Raw genomic sequence first — 16,694 nt, 5'->3', positions numbered from 1 at the left:
CCCCCCCCCCCCCCGGGTTTTTCTGCCAGCTTGGCCAGGGTATCCAGTCGGGCCTGCTCCCGCAGGGCCGCCAGGGGCGGGAAGGGGGCGGTCTCAGGAATGCCATAGGTCTGGTTGAGCTCGTACTCCAGGGGCAGCCAGGTGTCCAGGGGGGCCTCGTTGTGCTGCACCACCACCTCCAGCTTGTCCAGAGCCTTGTAGACCCGGGCTTCCGGCGTGGCCAGGGCGTCCATCTCGGCAAAGAGGGCGGTCAGTTCCCCCCGCAGCCCGTCGGGCAGGGGGGAGAGCAGCTCTGCGATGGCCTGGCGCTCGGTTTCCTCGTTGGCGTCGGTCTTCTGGAAGGAGGGGATGTCTCCGGTGACCGCCTCCCCAACGTCGTGGATGAGGCACATGCGCAGCACCTTGTCCATATCCACCTCCGGCAGCGCGTCCCGCAGCAGCAGGGCCAGCATGGCCAGCCGCCAGGAGTGCTCTGCCACCGACTCGTGCCGCCCGGAGGAGGTCCAGGAGTGGCGGGTGTTGCACTTGAGCTTCTCCAGCCTGGCCAGGAAGGCCAGAAATTCCTTGGGTTCCATCCTTACATCTCCTTTTCCAGCTTGAAGCGCCACCACAGGGAGTAGAACTGAATGAACAGATAGACCGCCACCATCACCAGGGTGAGGGCCAGATCCGCCTCCATGAGGACGGAGAAGAGGAGCATGGCCCCGAAGGCGAAGGTCATCACGTCGTACCCCTTGGCTTTTGCGGCATTGCCGATGGCCACGTTGCGCTCGTCCCGCTCCGCAATCTCGTTCTGTTTCTGGAGCTCCGGGTGCTTCTTCATGGCCTGAACGGCCAGCAGCTCCCCTGTACCGCCGCCGAACAGGCCGCAGCCCACCCCCAGGCATAGAAAGGGGACCGCCCGCCAGGGGGTGGTATCTAGGCCGGGCAGCAGCTTCAGCAGCAGCCAGGCCCCGGCCAGCAGGAGCAGCCCCGCCAGAAAGAGCATCCAGCCCTGCCGTCTCCGTTTGGTCATTGCGCATCCTCCTCATACAAAAAGATCTCCTCGATGCTCTGCCCGAAGCAGCGGGCGATTTTAAAGGCCAGCAGGATCGAGGGGTTGTACCGGCCTTTCTCCAGGGAGCTGATGGTCTGCCGGGAGACCTCCAGAATGGCGGCCAGCTCCTCCTGGGTGATCCCCCGCTCCCTGCGCAGTTCCTCCAGCCGGTTCTTCAAGCGTGCACCTCCTTTGGAAAGCTGACTTTACATCTATGTTATAGCACAGCAGGGCCTGTATGTCAAGTATACTTTCCATAAAAGGGGGAAAAAAGCGCCCCCCCATTGGGCGGCGCTCAGTCTGTCGAAAAACCTTCCCCAAAGGAAAGACTCGCAGAGCTCCTGCGGCTGCAGCCGCAGGAATCGAATGAAAATCCGTCATTTCCGAGGACATGCGCCTTGGAATCAGCCGGCCTTGCGCAGCGGGGTAGGAGCCCAGTCGGCGTCCAGCCAGAAGGGGGTCTCCCGGCGGAAGCGGGTGAGCAGGGGCACCAGCCCTACCAGCTCGGCGGCGGCACACAGCTTGTCCATGGTGCTCACCACCGCCGATTCCAGGCAGCGGTACACCTTGGTGGGGGTATAGGGAAACATGTGGGAGCGGATGATGTCCTCCTCCCGCCAGGTGAGGGAGAAGCGGGCCCTGGCGTTGCGCAGGGCCACCTCCGGGTGCTGGGAGCCGTGGCGGATACCTGGATGGGAGGCGGCGTCCCTCCAGTTGTAGAGGTAGAAATCGTGGAGCAGGCCGCCACGGGCGGCGGCCCGGGCGTCCAGTCCCAGCCAGTCGCACACCCGCCAACTGGCGTAGCTCACCAGGACGCTGTGGTGGTAGCAGCTCACCCCGGCCCGGTGCTGGGGCAGCAGGCGCATGGACTGCACGGCGGTGTCCTGCATCAGATCGGAGACATAGTTGAGATATTGGTTCTTGTATTTGAAATTCCACATGGCCGGGACTCCTTTGCTTGGTATCTGCCTCTTAGTATACCGTGAAAAGCGAAAGAGTCCATGGAGAGAAGATTACGATTTGGTAAAGATTTTCTGATAAAAGGCGAAACCATTACGCCAGAAAAGCCTCCACCGCCCGGACGGCCTGGGTGAGAAAGTCCCCCTCCATGTCCAGCCAAAGCACGTCCCGATCCTTCTGAAACCACACCATCTGCCGCTTGGCAAAGCGCTTGATGGCCCGGCCCAGCTCGTCCTTCAGCGCGTCCAGGGTGGGGATTTTCCCCGTGAGGTACCAGAGGATATAGCGGTACTCCAGTCCCAGCCCCTCCAAAAAGGAGTCGTCGGCCCCGCCGGCGCGGAGGGCGGCCACCTCCTCCACCATTCCGGCGTCCAGGCGGGCCTGGAGCCGCTCGTCAATGCGGCGGCACACCACGTCCCGGGGGAAGGTCACCCCCAGCAGCAGGCAGTCGTACCGGGGGCGGGGCGGGGGGCTCTCCCACTGGCCGGAGAGGGCCTTCTCCACCGAGCGCATAAGCCGCTGGCGGTTGAACTCCTCCCCGTCGGTGAGGGTGACGCCGGTCTTTTCCCGCAGCAGGGCGTAGAGCTCCGCTGTGGTCTTTCCCTCCAGCTTCGCCCGGAGGGCCGGGTCGGGCCGGGCGTCGGTGAAGGTGAAGCCCTCGGTCACCGCCCGGACGTACAGCCCGGTTCCCCCCACCAGGAAGGGGGTGTTTCCCCGGGACAGGATGCCGTCGATGGCGGCATAGGCCCCGGCCTGGAACTCGGCCACCGAATAGGGCTGGTTGGGCTCCACCACGTCCAGCATGTGGTGGGGCACCCCCTCCATCTCCTCCTCCGTCACCTTGCCGGTGCCCAGATCCAGGCCCCGGTACACCTGCCGGGAGTCGGCGGAGACGATCTCCCCGCCGAAGCGCTTGGCCAGCTCCACCCCCAGCCCGCTCTTGCCGCAGGCGGTGGTACCCAGCACCACAATCAGCTTGGGCAGCGCCATGGGCGTCACATCCTTTCTTCACTCGTGTCCCTGTCATTGTAACAGAAAAGTTCCCCCGCGGCAATGCCGCCCCCCCCCCCCCCCCCCCCCCGGAACTTGGGGAGGAACAGGGTCAGGCGGCCTTCTCCTGGATGGTGGCGTTGGTGCCCAGCAGGGCGTTCATGCCGTCCACGGTCAGGTAGTAGTGGCCGTCAAAGAGAATGGCGGGCACGGTGATGTCCGTACCGTCCACAGATACGGTGATGTCCGCAGGGATTTGCTCCTGAACCGCAGCGGGGATGCGCACGGGCAGGGGGAACAGCTCTCCGTCATAGGCCGTGCTGGTGGTAATGGCCACCTTACCATCGGCCCAGGATACGTTGAACTGGTTCTTGGAGCCATTAAAGGTGTATGCCAGATCCCGCATACGGAAGTAGGGGGCTCCGTCGGCGCCCACAAAGGAGGCGGCGGTACCGGTCTTGTCCAGATCGCTGACCTTTACATTGTCCACCATGCCAAGCACCTCGGAGTAGGTGTCCAGGTTGAGACTCTGGCTATAGGGGGACTCCAGGCGGCCGGTATTGACCAGCTCAATTAGGGTGGCCCGGTCCGGGTTGTCCTTCTGGAGATCCACGCCGGTGATCTTCCAGTTGTGGTCCACCGCGGGCTCCAGGGGGGCGTGCTCGGCCAGATAGGCCACCAGCATGTCGCGGACGGAGGCGGAGGACTCCCACTCCTTCTCGCCGGAGATGATGCCCTCGTTCTTCAGGCCGGTGTAGCGGTAGTCGTTGACACAGAGGGTGAGGGTCATGTCGTCGGTGAGGGGCTTGCCCTGGAAAGTCACATTCTCGATGCGCTCCCCGGCGGGCTTGGACAGGTTGACCTCATAGTTCAGGCCGATGAAGTGGTCGTGGAGATAGCCAGGCTTCTGCGGGTTAAAGGAGATGGATACATCCCCTTCTTTCCACTGGTTCCAGCACGCGGCGGCCCACTCCATGTAAGCCTTCATCTCCGCGCCGGACACCTTGACGGTGTAGAGCACATTGGGGTACTTGTAGATGTCGAACAGGTTGCCGTAGTTGAGATCGCCCTTTTTCAGGTCGCTGGTGTCCTTGAACAACGCAACAGCGGTCACGTCGGCGCCGGAGTTCTCCAGTTGGACGGTGCCGATGAGATCGATGACAGCGGTGTCCTCGATGCGGCCGGAGGGGATGCCCTTGATCTCGTCCACCGGCTGGAAGTCGGCGGAGGCATGGCCCAGCACGTTGTCCTGAATGAAGGAAACGGTCTTTTCCTGGGCGCTCTTGACGGCGGGCAGCTCACGCAGGCCCTGGTCGGGCTCGATGCCCGCCATGGAGACGGTCTCCACGGTGGCGGAGGTGATCTCCTTGTCGGCGTTGAGGGTCAGGTCGTAGCGCACCACCTCGCCGGCATTGTTCTTGGCCTCACCCACAGGGATGGGCGCGCTGTTGATGTAAGTGGTGTGGGTGTGGCCCAACTGGAGCACGTCCACCTCGGGGCACTTGTCCAGGATGGTCTGGGCTGCATCGGAGCCGTCGGCGGAGTACTCGGCTCCCAGGCCGGCATGGGTGGACACCATGATGACGTCGGCCTGGCCGCCGATCTCCTGGATACAAGCGGCCACGGCGTCGGCCATAGGCTCAAAGGTCAGGTCAGCCACGCCCTGCTTGGTGCCGTCCCAGCGGGGAATGTTGGGAGTGGTGACACCGATAATAGCCACCTTCACGCCGCCCCGCTCCACGATGGTGTAGCCCGCGCCGGTGAAGTAGCTGCCGTCGGCGTTCTTGATGTTGGCCGCCAGCACCGGCATGTCCACCTGCTCCAGAATGGACTTGAGGGTGTCCACGCCGAAGTTGAACTCATGGTTGCCCAGGGTCCAGGCATCATAGTCCATATAGTTGAGGGCGGCGGCCACCGGGTGATCGGCGGTGTCCTTGGAGTAGAGGTCGTCGGTCATGATGGTGCCCTGGATGGTGTCGCCCGCGTCCACCAGAATGGTGTTTGGGTTCTCCGAGCGCACCTGGTTGACGTAGGCGGATACCCGGGCCAGACCGTCTCCGGTGCTCTCCTTCATGTCCTCGTAGGAGTAGCCCCAGATATTGCCGTGGGTATCCGAGGTGCCGATGATGGTCAGATGGGTCTCGCCGTTCCCGGCCGCCAGGGCGGCAGAGGAGAGGGAGAGCGCCATGGCTGCCGCCAGAGCGGCGGACAGCAGCTTGCCGAACCGTTTGTTCCTCATATCACATGATCTCCTTTCCCATTCCGAAGGGCATAGGTACGCCGGAGCGTGCCTGCCGTGGATATCCTTATCATACCACAGGGAACGGAAAAAGTCGACGCTGTTTCCAGAAATTTGACTGCCCTTTCAGGAGGTGAGCCGTGCCAGCAGCGCCTCGCCCTGGGCGCGGGTGAGGACCCCGGTGGGATCGGCCCCCTCCGCCACCAGTCCCCAGCGCCACGCCTGCGCCACGGACTCCGATGCCCAGGGGGCGGGATCGGAGGCGAGGACGGGGGCGCCGGAGCGCACCTCTGCCGGGGTCAGCCCCTGCTGCCGGACGAAACGGACCAGCATCTGGGCGGCCTCCTCCAGGGTGACGGCGCAGGAGGCACGGAAGGCCCCGCCGGGCACGCCGTTGGCTACGCCGGTCTGGTCGCACCAGCCCACGCCGGGGGCATAATAGGCGAAGGGCATCAGATCGGAGAAGGGGGCGGGCTCGGCCTCCGGGGCGCCGGCGGCCTGCCAGAGCATCCAGGCCAGGCGGCCTCGGGTGAGAGGGGCGTCGGGCTGCTCGGGGGCGGTATAGTCCGCGCCGTTGGCCAGCAGCCAGTCCACCAGGGTGTCCCGCCCGGCCAGATAGTCGTCCAGGGTCTGCTCCACCCGGACCGTGGGGACCAGGGGCTCCACCTGGGCCCCCAGCCCGGCCTCCAGCAGTGTGCCCAGGTCGATGTATTTGCTGGAGCAGCTCACCCGGATGCCGGAGTTGGGCAGGGTGAAGGAGCCGGTGGAGCCGAAGTGGTTGACGCTGCCGCTGGTGGGACTGCCCGCCAGCACGCCGCCGGCGTCCACCAGCTCTACGGCGTTGATGATGGCGGAGGAGTACGTGGCCTCGCCCACCAGACCGTAGACCTTCACGCCCTCCTCCACCAGGCCGGGCACCAGCATAAGGATGGGGACCAGCACGCCGTCGGAGCCGCCGCCGTTGTTGCGGAGATCCAGCAGCACCTGGCGGTAGTCTCCCGCCTCCAGCTCGGCCTCCACCTGGGCGGCAAAGCCGTCCATGGGCTGCTTGGGGTCCTCCATGCACTGGTTAAATTGAATGTAATAGGTGGTGTCATCCAGGGACTGGGCAAAGTAGTAGGTGCCCTTCCGGTAGGCGGTGGCAGGCGTGCTCTCCCGCTGCTGGGACAGGCTGGACAGGGCGGCGTCCCCGAAGCCCTCCATGGGCAGGGCCTCCACGGTGAAGGAGCCTCCGGAGGTGGTCACCTCCAGCGGTTCGCCGGACTCCGCGATGCCCAGATAGTCCAGACAGGCCTCCGAGTAGAGGAGCTGCTCGGTCTGGCGGCGGAGCTTCACGGGGTTGTCGGCGCTCACCAGGGTGCCGAAACGGGTGCAGATCTCGTCCATGGGCACGCCGTTGAGGGCGGTAACGGTTTGGCCCAGCAGGGCGGCATCCTCCTCTTCCGCCCCAGTGAGCACCCAGCTTCCGTCATACCACTCCGCGCCGAAGGGGTACAGGCCGGTGCTGTTCAGAACGGAGCCGATATTGGTGGTGGTGTGGGAGTCGCCGATGAGGGCCACCAGGCTCTGGAGGTCCAGGGCAAAGTCCACGTCGCTCTCCTCCGCCAGACGGCCCTCAATCTCCGCCTTTTTCGCCTCAAATGCCTCCTGGGGGGTGTTGGCGTACAGGTCGGGGTGGTGCTCCTGCAGGGCCGCGTACAGCGTGTCCAGATCCTCCTGGCGGGCTTGGGCCTGATCCGGTCCGGCCGCCAGAGCCCCGGTGGGGAGCAGAAGCGCGGCGGCCAGACCGCCCGCCCCAAGACGGGTTCCAATGTGCATATCCAATGCCTCCTTACCTTATATAATAAGAAGGATAACAGGGCGGAGAAAAGAAAGGCGGAAGAACTTCTTAAAAATCCTTAAAGATGGGCGACAAAAAGGGAGAATAAAAGACAGCCGCCGGAACCGCAAGGTTCCGGCAGCTTGGGTGGGGCTCCATTGCCATGGGAATGATTTGGGAGAGAAGGATCGTGTGAAAGGCTGCCCCGCAGGGCGATTCGGAGCGCAAGCGCCGCCTTGCGGCGGCGCTTGGTGCGGAGATGAACCGTCAGGGTTCCCTGGAGGTGAATTGGCCGCAGGCCAAGAGAGACCGGCCTGGGCCGTTCGCGTTGGATCAAACCACTTTTCAGAATGAATTCATTCTGAAAAGTGCCTGTGCCTATCGAAATAAGTTCGATAGGCACAGCCGCCGGAACTGTAAAGTTCCGGCGGCTGTGCGCTTGGGAAAAAGAGGAAAGAGAGGAGAATACGTCTTACTTGCCCAGGCGGCGGACCAGCTCCTTGGAGCAGAAGGTGGCCACGTCGTCGGCGTAGGTGCCCGCGCCGAAGCCGGCGTCATAGCCCAGCTCCTTGGCCAGGGCGTGGGTGATGCGGGCGCCGCCGCAGCAGAAGATATACTTGTCGCGGACACCCTCGGCCTCGGCCAGCTCGATGAGCTCGGTCAGGTTCTGGATGTGCACGTCCTTCTGGGTGACGGTCTGGGAGACCAGCAGCACGTCGGCGTTGACCTCGGCGGCTTTGCGCAGGAACTCCTCGTTGGGCACCTGGGAGCCCAAGTTGTACGCCTCGATCATGTCGTAGCGCTCCAGGCCGTAGTGGCCGGCGAAGCCCTTGCGGTTCATGATGGCGTCGATGCCCACGGTGTGGGCGTCGGTGCCGGTGGAGGCGCCGATGACCACCATCTTGCGGCCCAGGCGCTCCTTGAGGAACTCATCATTCTCGTGCATGTCCATGGTCTCGTCGGTGACGGTCTGCACCACGATCTCATTGTAGTTGATGGAGTGGGTCAGGGAGCCGTAGACCACGTAGAAGGTGAAGTTCTCGTCCAGCTTCTGGCGCAGGGCCACGTTGGGGTCGGCCAGGCCCATCTTCTGGGCCAGCATGACGGCCGCGGCCGCGCCCTTGTCGTCGTCCTTCACCGGCAGGGTGAAGGAGGTCTGAACCTTGCCGTCGTTCATGGTGTCGCCATAGGGCTTCAGGCGGGTCAGGTCCAGGGTTGTGTCGAGGTTTTTATCGCGAATCTGATACAGTCCGGAGCTCATTTGCCGGCACCCCCTTTCATCATGGGCTCAAGGAAGGGGTTGAAGTACCCAGCAGCCTTGTTGACAACGCCGTCCAGGCCCTTGCCGCCGTCGCGGGGGCGCTTGATGTCGGCAAAGATGCCCCGCTCCAGGGTCTCGAAGATGCCGAGCTGCTCGATCTGGGCCAGCAGATCGGTGGCCTTCTTCAGAACGTCGGCGGCGCGGTTCTGCATGATGCCGCCGTCCTTGAAGACAATCTCGCTGCCCAGGTCGTGCATGGTGCGGAAGATGTACTGGGCGTTCTGAATGGCCAGGAAGCGGTCGGACAGGAAGGGGGTGTGGATGGCCTCGGTCATCATGCCCAGCAGGTGGATCTTCTGACCGGTCAGGATGGTCACCATGTTGAACAGGGCGTCCTGCACCTGGCCGCGGAAGATATTGCCGGTCATGAACTTCGTGGGGGGCATGTACTTCAGGGGCGCCTTGGGGAAGATCTCGCGGGCCATCTCGGCCTGCGCCAGCTCGTACAGGAAGCCGTTCTCCACATCGGGGTCGATCTCGAAGGCGTGGCCCAGACCCTGCTGCTCCTCGGGCAGGCCGGCCCGCAGGGCGAAGGCCTCATTGAGGAACTGGGAGGCCAGCACGGTGTGGGCCTCCTCCACTGCGTCGGCGGTGGTCAGGTAGTTGTCCTCACCGGTGTTGATGACCACGCCCGCATAGGCGTTGATGGCGCGGGAGAAGGACTGGTCCACCAGGGTGCGCTGCATGTTGATGTCGCGGAACAGGATGCCGTACAGGGCGTCGTTCAGCATGACGTCCAGGCCCTCGAAGGCGCCCATGGCGGCGATCTCAGGCATGCACAGGCCGGAGCAGTAGTTGCACACGCGGATGTAGCGGCCCAGCTCCTCGCCCACCTTGTCCATGGCCTCACGCATCAGGCGGAAGTTCTCCTGGGTGGCGTAGGTGCCGCCGAAGCCCTCGGTGGTGGCGCCGTAGGGCACGTAGTCCAGCAGGGACTGGCCGGTGGTGCGGATGACGGCGATGACGTCGGCGCCCTGGCGGGCGGCGGCGGTGGCCTGCACCACGTCCTCATAGATGTTGCCGGTGGCCACGATCAGGTAGACCCAGGGGCCCTGCTTCTCGCCGCCGTGGGCGGCAATGAAGTCCTCGCGGCGCTTGCGGCGGGCGCGGATCTTGGCCAGGCTCTCCTCCACGATGGGGGCCAGGGCGGCGTGGATGTCCGCCTCGCTGTGGACGGGCAGCTCGGTCAGCTCCAGCTTGTCGGCGGCCACGTCCTCGGCGATGGCCTGGGGACCCTTGCCGGTCTCCACCATGGCGTTGCCGATCCAGAAGGCGGCGCCCTGGGGCAGCGCGCCCTTGTCCATCAGGTGGTCCACCACGACGCTGGGCAGGGGGACATCGGAGGCGTCCACACCGTCAATGCCCAGCAGGCGGCAGATGGTGCGCTCGACAGCCACGGTGGTGCAGCCGTCGATAAAGCGCTGGGTGTCGTCGGCCACGCGGGCGGCGTGGGCCCGGGCCTGCTCCACCAGCTTGAAATCAAGATTCAGCTTGGATTCCAACAATAATCACTTCCATTCTCGGTTTCAGTCAAAAGCAGGGGGAAGCGGACCGCTGTCAAAGCAGCGGCCCGCTTGGGAATATTCCCCGATTATTCCTCGTGATGGGAGCGCTTATGCCGCTCCAGGTTGGCAGGCTCCATGGACAACGCCTGGCCGCGCTCCAGGCCGGCCACACCCATGAGCTCCTTCTTCTTCTTGCCGGTGCAGTAGTCGCACTGGCAGTCGGTGTAGTGCTCGGGCTCGGTGTAGGTGGTGATGACGCCCTCGTAGTTGCGCAGGATGACCTTCTTGGGGGTCTGGGAGATGATGTACTGGGGCATGACAGGGGTCTTGCCGCCGCCGCCCGGGGCGTCCACCACGAAGGTGGGCACGCAGAAGCCGGAGGTGTGGCCGCGCAGGCCTTCGATGATCTCGATGCCCTTGCTGACGGGGGTGCGGAAGTGCTCCAGGCCCATGGACAGGTCGCACTGATAGATGTAGTAGGGGCGCACGCGGATCTTGACCAGCTCGTTGACCAGCTTCTTCATGGTGAAAACACAGTCGTTGATGCCGGCCAGCAGCACGCTCTGGTTGCCCAGGGGGATACCGGCGTCGGCCAGCATGGCGCAGGCCTTGGCGGACTCGGGGGTGATCTCGTTGGGGTGGTTGAAGTGGGTGTTCAGCCACACGGGGTGATACTTCTTCAGCATGTTGCACAGCGCGGGAGTGATGCGCTGGGGCAGCACGACGGGGGTGCGGGAGCCGATGCGGACGATCTCCACGTGGGGGATCTCGCGCAGCTTGGAGATGATGTACTCCAGGCGCTCGTCGCTCACCAGCAGGGCGTCGCCGCCGGACAGCAGCACGTCGCGGATCTGGGGCGTATTGCGGATGTACTCGATGGCCTGGTCGACCTGATCCACGGGCAGGCCGGCGTCGTTCTGGCCGGCGAAGCGGCGGCGGGTGCAGTGGCGGCAGTACATGGAGCACTGGTCAGTGATGAGCAGCAGGCAGCGGTCGGGATAGCGGTGGGTCAGACCGGGCGCGGGGGAGTCCTCATCCTCGTGCAGGGGGTCCAGCAGGTCGGAGTCGGCCTGATGCAGCTCCTTGGCGGTGGGGATGGCCTGCAGCCGGACGGGATCGTGGGGATCGCCGGGCTGAATCAGGGACAGGTAGTAGGGGGTGATGGCCATGCGCAGGGTGCCCAGGCAGGCCTTGACGCCTTCCTCTTCCTCGGGAGTCAGCTCAATGTACTTCTTCAGGTCCTCCAGGGTCTCGATGCGGTTCTTGACCTGCCAGTGCCAGTCGTTCCACTCCTCGTCAGTGACGTTGGGGAACAGGATTTTACGGCGGGACTCTACCATAAACAAGGTCATCCTTTCTAAATCAGATTGGGGAGACATGGAAACCGCGGGCCGTGCGGCGGAGACAGCGGCGGGGGGGAAGGGTTGGGGAGGAGAGAGTCCCCCGGTCCGCCTGCGGCAGAGCCGCACAGGAGCGGAAATGTCACAGATGATTGGGACAGTGGTTCAATTACAGGTACTTCTTCTCGAAGTACTCCTTGAGCTGGGCATTCTCACGCAGCGCCCCACACAATGTTCCATTGTGCAGGGACCCCAGGATTTGACCTCCTCGGGGCAAGTGAATTGCCCCTGCGGGAACGCTGCGCGTTCTGCGCGCCAAAAGGCGCGGCCGGCATCCACCGGCGTCCGAGCTGAGACGGCCTGTGGGATACCTTACAGGTACTTCTTCTCGAAGTACTCCTTGAGCTGGGCATTCTCACGCAGCTCGGAGAGGGTGATCTCGGCGTGATCCTTGGTGTAGCCGTTGCCGACAATCATGGTGACATCCTTGCCGCAGCCCTCAGCGCCCAGCGCCGCCTTGGCGAAGTCGGTGGCCATGGAGAAGAAGTAGACGGTGCCGTTGTCGCGGACGGGCAGGATGGCGGCCATCTCACAGGCGGGAACATTGACGATCAGGATGGACACGTCGTACTCCTTGCCGCCGTTGACGGCCAGGGACTTCTCCAGCACCTCGGTGGGGTTGGTGGCGGAGCCCACGATGGCGTGGTGGCACAGGTTCATGCTCTTAAGCAGGTCGGCGTCCTCCTGGCAGATGACCAGGGCCACCACGTTGCCGGTGGGGCCGACGCGCTTCATGGCCTCGTAGCAGCACATCATGCCGCCCTTGCCTGCGCCGCCCAGGATCAGCACGGAGTCGCCGGGCTTGACCAGCTTGGCGGTCTGGGCGGGAGCGCCGGCCACGTCCAGGGCGGCCAGGGCCAGCTCCTCGCTCATGTCGTCGGGCAGCTTGGCGTACAGGCCGGACTCAAACAGGATGGCCTGGGCCTCCACGTCCACGCGGTCGATCTCGGGGTGGATGGCCTTGATCTTGTTGATCTTCAGAGGGGTCAGGGACAGGGAGACCAGAGATGCGATCTTGTCGCCCACCTTCAGGTCGATCTTGCCCTGCAGATCCTCGCCGATCTCCTTGACGGTGCCGATGAACATGCCGCCGGAGCCGGTGACAGGGTTCTGCATCTTGCCGCGCTCGTTGACAATGTCCAGGATCATCTGCTCGGTCTTACCCAGGTCCTTCCCGCAGGCCTCATAGATCTGGGTGAAGGAGGCGGAGTCGATATTCAGCGCGGACACGTCGCACAGGATCTCGTTGGACCAGCACTCCATGGTGTTGTCGATCTTCTTGGCCGCCTGGGTCAGCAAGCCCTGGGGCTCGATGACGCGGTGAGTGCCGTACTTGTTGCCTTTCTTCTGCATAGAAAGTTCCTCCTGTTTCGTTCTTGGTTTGGTTGGGGAGTTTGGGGTAACGATGTATGGTTGGGGAGATTGGAACAACAAAAATTATGCCAGGGACAGGATCTTTCGGGCCTCGTCGGGGGAGGCGATCTCACGGCCCAGCTCCTTGGCCAGGCGTACGACCTTCTCCACCAGCTCGCCGTTGGAGGCGGCCTTGTGGCCCTTCTCTAGGTAGATGTTATCTTCGAAGCCCACACGGACATTGCCGCCCATAACGATGCCCGCGGCCACCATGGGCCACGCACCCCGGCCGACGCCGGTGACGGTCCAGGTGGAACCGGCGGGGATCTGCTTGACTAAGTAATCCAGGTTGCCCACCGTGGCGGGAGTGCAGCCGGAGACGCCCAGCACAAAATTGAACTGCATGGGGGCGCCGGGGACCTCGCCCTTGTTGGCCATGTTCACCACGGTGTCCAGGTGGCCGATCTCGAAGCACTCATACTCGGGCTTGATGTGGTTCCCCATCATGCGCTTGCCGAAGGCCCGCATGGTGGGCATGTCGTTGGTAAACACGTCGTCGCCGAAGTTGCAGGTGCCGCAGTCCAGAGTGGCCATCTCGGGGAACAGCTCGGTGGGCTGGAGCCGCTCCTCTGCGGTCATGCCGACCGCGCCGCCGGTGGAGGGAATCAGGATCACGCCGGGGCAGGCCTCCTTGATGGCGTCCAGCACCACGCGGAACCGCTCACGGTCCTGGGTGGGGGTGCCGTCGTCCTCGCGGACATGGACGTGGATGACCGCCGCGCCCGCCTCAAAAGCGCTCTTGGCCTCCCGCACCATCTCCTCCACGGTGTAGGGCACCGCGGGGTTGTGCTTCTTGGTGACCTCCGCGCCGCAGATGGCTGCGGTGATGATAAGCTTTTCCATAACACGCCTCCTCGAAAAAATAACACTACCTCGCCTGTGAAGATATGGGACCCTCCTAGACGTGATAGCGCTTCATGCACAAAAAAACACTATTTGCATCTGCGGGAGCCCTGGGGCTTCCGTCAGACACAAATAGCGCTTCATGTTACTTCATGACAATCCGCAAGCACTGGGCCCACGGCTCAGGGGGAGGGCTGTACGATTCACATCCCCCTTCGGCGGAGCGGACATTCACGTGACACATCGGGCTCGCCTGCCCTTGTCATTGTCCCGCTACCTTGCGCTCCGCGCCTCTATCCATGCGTATTATTCATTTTTGACAACAACACTATACCCCAGAGAGTTAAATTTGTCAACTATTTTTACGAAAATTTAATTCCGCGCTTCAAAGTACGCTGGAATGGAGAAAAAACCCCATTCCAGCGTACAAAACCGGCCGTTATAGATCGGCCTGAAACAGGTCCATCAGGGCGTCGTCCAGCTTGAGCAGGCGGCACACCCGAAGGGCGTCCCGGGGGCAGGGGGCTCCCGGCGGGGCGGGCAGCAGGTGGTAGTCCATCCGCCGGGCGATGCGCTTGCGGGGGTCGTCCCCCTCGTCTCCCTGGATGTCCCGCACCAGGCCGGCCACCTGATAGTGGGCCCCGGCCACGTCGGACACGCCGTCGTAGTGGGTGGTCATGAGGGCCACACAGTCCAGGGTGCCCAGATACCGCACCAGCGCCCGGGCCAGGGCCGCGCCCTCCTGGGGGTTGGTGCCCCGGGCGAACTCGTCCATGGCCACGAAGAAAAAGCAGTCCCTGGTCTGGCGCAGCAGGGTGTCCAGCAGGTGGACCTCCTTGCCGAAGGAGGACAGGCCGCCGGCCCCCGGGCCGCTGTCGGCCAGAATGAGATCCACCCGGTGGAACAGGGGCAGGGAGGCGGACTTGGCGAATACGAAGAAGCCGCACTGGCACAAAAGCAGGGAGAGCACGGTGGAGCGCAGGGACACCGTCTTGCCGCCCATGTTGGCTCCGGTGATGACGGTACATCCGGGGCGCAGTTCCAAATCCAGCGAGGTGAACTGCTCCCCCCGCTCCGCCAGATCCTCCGCCACCTGGGGGTGAACGACTTCACGCAGGGCGATGGATTTATCGGCGCTGAGGGAGGGGCGGACACAGTGGTAACGCAGGGCCAGCTTGCCCTTGGCCACGATCAGATCCAGGTGGCCCAGGGCCTCCATGTTGGCCAGGAATTCCGCCTTCCACGCCATGAGCCTGCCCGTGAGCATGCTCCGCACCTCCAGCTCCAGCTGATCCTCCTGTACGGCCAGCACCCGGCGCTTCTCCAGCAGGGGGCCGCGCTTGTCCTCCTGGGTCATGCGGATGGCCTTCTCCAGCTTGGCCTTCTCCACCCGCAGGGGGGCCAGGTCGTTGTGGTAGGAATTGACGATGGAGAAGGTGGGCAGCCGCCGCCCCTCCGGGTCCATCAGTGCCATGGCCTCCGTCAGGGGCGGGAAGGCTATGCCCGCCAGCGCCGGCATTTTGGCGTAGGCGTCGGTGACCTGCTCCATGGTGACCAGGAAGTGCTTGATCTCGAAGAGCTCCACCAGGTCGAAGGGGGTACCGGGCTCCCGGTCGAAGGAGCCGCGGATGTCGTGAAACAGGGGCAGGCAGCGGGTCACGCCCCGCAGGGCCGCCGCCGCGTCCTTGAGGTCGGCGGGGTTCACGCGGGGAGCCTCGCAGCCGCAGCTCTCCGCCGCCTGGGGGGCGGTGCCGCCGGCGGCCCACAGCTCCATGGCCAGGGCCACGTTGTCCAGCTCCTCCTCCAGAGCGGCCTCCTCGCCGGGGCCGTACCACCGGGGGGTGCGGGCGGCCTGCTTGCCGAAGGGCGACAGGGGACTCAGGCGCTCCAGCACCCACTGGAGTCCCGCGTTCTCCCGCAGTTCATGGGTCAGTTCCATGCTCAGTCCTCCTTCACGTTCACCACCGGCAGGTCGATGACCTCCCGGAGGGCGCGGACGAATTTGTCCGGTTCAAAATGCCAGCCGTAGGCCGACCAGGGGTTGGCCCCCACGGCTGCGATGGTCAGCTCCCTGCGCACCCGCAGCTCGCCGCCGTTGCGCAGAAACAGGTCCAGCGCCGCCCGTCCGGCCAGCACGTGGGTGGCGTCCGCCGCCACCAGGGTGGTGGGGGCGCCCCGCCGGGCCAGGGTTTTCAGCAGGGGGTCCATAATGCCCCCCGCCGCCCAGAGCACCAGGGGCCGCCGGGGCAGCTTGTTCCACTTGGGAGCGCCGCTTTCCTCCAGGGGCAGCTCCACCGGCTCCCCCTCCGGGGTAAACAGGGCGAAGCGGGCCTCCTGGCCGTCCAGGGCGGCGCAGAGGGCGGCGCTTTCTGGCCGTTTGCGGGCAAAGAGCCAGCAGGTGTGGGCGGTCTCCGCCACCACCAGCTCCATGTCCCGGTCCAGGGAGGCGCCGGTGCACAGCAGGGCCACCCCCTCCACGCCGGCCCCCGCCAGACTCTTGCGCCCGGCGGCCCCGTCGATGAGCACCCGCTGGGCGCCCAGCTCCTGAAAGCGGCGGGTCAGCGGGGGGAGCTGCCCGGCCGCCGACGGCCCGGCAAGCTGCACATATCCGTCGGACAGGGTGCGGAACACCGCCACCGGCCCCAGGGGGGTCATCACGTCGGTGAGATCCACCACCTCCAGCGTGGCATCGCACAGGGTGAGCATACCCCGCGCTGTGGCGAACAGATCGCCTTTTTTCAGGTACAGATCGGGCTTCTCCGTGCCCGTCACCAGGTCGGTGCACTCCCCGTCCCGGCCCACCGAGGTCAGGCCCAGGCACTCCTCCCCCAGCTCCGCCATCAGGCGGCGCATGGCGGTGGTTTTGCCCGCGTTTTTACAGAGACCAATCACCGTCACCGGCGAGGCATCCCCCACCAGGGGCGCCAGAAGCTGTTTCAAAAGACGGCCTCCCTTCCTTGCAGTTTTTGGGCTGTTTGTCACCGCCATTATAAGAGCCCTGCAAGGATTCTGTCAATGGGAGAAAAACGCCCGGCCGGAGAAACCGCTCTGGCCGGGAAACAAGGGGAGCTGCGCCGAATTTTGCAATTTAACGTTAAATAAAATGCAGAAAAGGCGGCTCATGCCATCCGTAGGGGCGGCCCTTGTGGCCGCCCGCGGGGGGGGGGG

13 protein-coding genes, 1 pseudogene and 1 riboswitch are annotated in these 16,694 nt (G+C 64.4%); all 14 genes and pseudogenes read right to left on the bottom strand.

Features of this window, described 5'->3' with window-relative positions; translation table 11 throughout:
- Positions 1-8 precede the first annotated feature (8 nt).
- A pseudogene (locus ACESY8_RS08025) lies at positions 9-575 on the bottom strand (HD domain-containing protein); the annotation flags it as partial.
- Positions 576-577: 2 nt separating this feature from the next.
- Entirely contained in the window at positions 578-1,015 is a 438-nt protein-coding gene (locus ACESY8_RS08020; protein WP_007495208.1) for a hypothetical protein, read from the bottom strand.
- Complete coding sequence (locus ACESY8_RS08015) at positions 1,012-1,215, bottom strand: helix-turn-helix transcriptional regulator (RefSeq protein WP_007495210.1); 204 nt, start codon at positions 1,213-1,215, stop codon at positions 1,012-1,014. Before ACESY8_RS08015 ends, ACESY8_RS08020 begins: the two co-directional genes overlap by 4 nt.
- A 225-nt stretch (positions 1,216-1,440) precedes the next feature.
- Positions 1,441-1,977, bottom strand: a complete 537-nt coding sequence (locus ACESY8_RS08010) for an HD domain-containing protein (protein WP_021630581.1) — start codon at positions 1,975-1,977, stop codon at positions 1,441-1,443.
- Positions 1,978-2,089: 112 nt separating this feature from the next.
- On the bottom strand, positions 2,090-2,986 hold the full coding sequence (gene miaA, locus ACESY8_RS08005) for a tRNA (adenosine(37)-N6)-dimethylallyltransferase MiaA (RefSeq protein WP_054338657.1): 897 nt from the start codon (positions 2,984-2,986) through the stop codon (positions 2,090-2,092).
- Positions 2,987-3,098: 112 nt separating this feature from the next.
- Positions 3,099-5,225 (bottom strand): bifunctional metallophosphatase/5'-nucleotidase, encoded by a 2,127-nt coding sequence (locus ACESY8_RS08000; RefSeq protein WP_054338658.1) that lies wholly within the window; start codon positions 5,223-5,225, stop codon positions 3,099-3,101.
- A gap of 126 nt (positions 5,226-5,351) precedes the next feature.
- Positions 5,352-7,043: a S41 family peptidase gene (locus tag ACESY8_RS07995; protein WP_498794694.1), complete on the bottom strand. Its 1,692-nt coding sequence runs from the start codon at positions 7,041-7,043 to the stop codon at positions 5,352-5,354.
- Between the two features lie 473 nt (positions 7,044-7,516).
- On the bottom strand, positions 7,517-8,305 hold the full coding sequence (gene kamE / locus ACESY8_RS07990) for a lysine 5,6-aminomutase subunit beta (protein ID WP_009258626.1): 789 nt from the start codon (positions 8,303-8,305) through the stop codon (positions 7,517-7,519).
- Entirely contained in the window at positions 8,302-9,867 is a 1,566-nt protein-coding gene (kamD, locus tag ACESY8_RS07985) for a lysine 5,6-aminomutase subunit alpha (protein WP_198152283.1), read from the bottom strand. Before kamD ends, kamE begins: the two co-directional genes overlap by 4 nt.
- An 89-nt stretch (positions 9,868-9,956) precedes the next feature.
- The gene (gene kamA / locus ACESY8_RS07980) at positions 9,957-11,210 is read right to left on the bottom strand and encodes a lysine 2,3-aminomutase (RefSeq protein WP_009258627.1); all 1,254 of its coding nucleotides are present in this window, start codon (positions 11,208-11,210) and stop codon (positions 9,957-9,959) included.
- 372 nt (positions 11,211-11,582) lie between these two features.
- Positions 11,583-12,623 carry an L-erythro-3,5-diaminohexanoate dehydrogenase gene (kdd, locus tag ACESY8_RS07975; protein ID WP_007493057.1) on the bottom strand — a complete coding sequence of 347 codons (1,041 nt, stop codon included), beginning with the start codon at positions 12,621-12,623 and terminating at the stop codon, positions 11,583-11,585.
- 84 nt (positions 12,624-12,707) lie between these two features.
- Positions 12,708-13,526, bottom strand: a complete 819-nt coding sequence (kce, locus tag ACESY8_RS07970) for a 3-keto-5-aminohexanoate cleavage enzyme (protein ID WP_054338661.1) — start codon at positions 13,524-13,526, stop codon at positions 12,708-12,710.
- A gap of 125 nt (positions 13,527-13,651) precedes the next feature.
- Positions 13,652-13,830, bottom strand: a riboswitch (Lysine riboswitch).
- A 135-nt stretch (positions 13,831-13,965) separates the two neighbouring features.
- Positions 13,966-15,465 (bottom strand): lysine 5,6-aminomutase reactivase ATPase KamC, encoded by a 1,500-nt coding sequence (gene kamC, locus ACESY8_RS07965; protein WP_204681516.1) that lies wholly within the window; start codon positions 15,463-15,465, stop codon positions 13,966-13,968.
- Positions 15,466-15,467: 2 nt separating this feature from the next.
- Complete coding sequence (gene kamB, locus ACESY8_RS07960) at positions 15,468-16,466, bottom strand: lysine 5,6-aminomutase reactivase subunit KamB (protein WP_225123272.1); 999 nt, start codon at positions 16,464-16,466, stop codon at positions 15,468-15,470.
- Positions 16,467-16,694 lie beyond the last annotated feature (228 nt).

This window comes from Clostridium sp. ATCC BAA-442 (assembly GCF_964239415.1).
In the GTDB taxonomy this organism is placed as follows: Bacteria; Bacillota; Clostridia; order Oscillospirales; family Oscillospiraceae; genus Flavonifractor; species Flavonifractor plautii.
The sequence above is the reverse complement of the archived record's forward strand: the minus strand, read 5'-3'. Positions and strand labels throughout refer to the sequence as shown.

What these genes read in the sequence shown, in the direction of transcription:
- ACESY8_RS08020 (WP_007495208.1), bottom strand. Translation starts at nt 1,015, where the DNA reads ATGACCAAACGGAGACGGCAGGGCTGGATGCTCTTTCTGGCGGGGCTG.
- ACESY8_RS08010 (WP_021630581.1), bottom strand. Translation starts at nt 1,977, where the DNA reads ATGTGGAATTTCAAATACAAGAACCAATATCTCAACTATGTCTCCGAT.
- miaA (WP_054338657.1), bottom strand. Translation starts at nt 2,986, where the DNA reads ATGGCGCTGCCCAAGCTGATTGTGGTGCTGGGTACCACCGCCTGCGGC.
- ACESY8_RS08000 (WP_054338658.1), bottom strand. Translation starts at nt 5,225, where the DNA reads ATGAGGAACAAACGGTTCGGCAAGCTGCTGTCCGCCGCTCTGGCGGCA.
- ACESY8_RS07995 (WP_498794694.1), bottom strand. Translation starts at nt 7,043, where the DNA reads ATGCACATTGGAACCCGTCTTGGGGCGGGCGGTCTGGCCGCCGCGCTT.
- kamE (WP_009258626.1), bottom strand. Translation starts at nt 8,305, where the DNA reads ATGAGCTCCGGACTGTATCAGATTCGCGATAAAAACCTCGACACAACC.
- kamA (WP_009258627.1), bottom strand. Translation starts at nt 11,210, where the DNA reads ATGGTAGAGTCCCGCCGTAAAATCCTGTTCCCCAACGTCACTGACGAG.
- kdd (WP_007493057.1), bottom strand. Translation starts at nt 12,623, where the DNA reads ATGCAGAAGAAAGGCAACAAGTACGGCACTCACCGCGTCATCGAGCCC.
- kce (WP_054338661.1), bottom strand. Translation starts at nt 13,526, where the DNA reads ATGGAAAAGCTTATCATCACCGCAGCCATCTGCGGCGCGGAGGTCACC.
- kamC (WP_204681516.1), bottom strand. Translation starts at nt 15,465, where the DNA reads ATGGAACTGACCCATGAACTGCGGGAGAACGCGGGACTCCAGTGGGTG.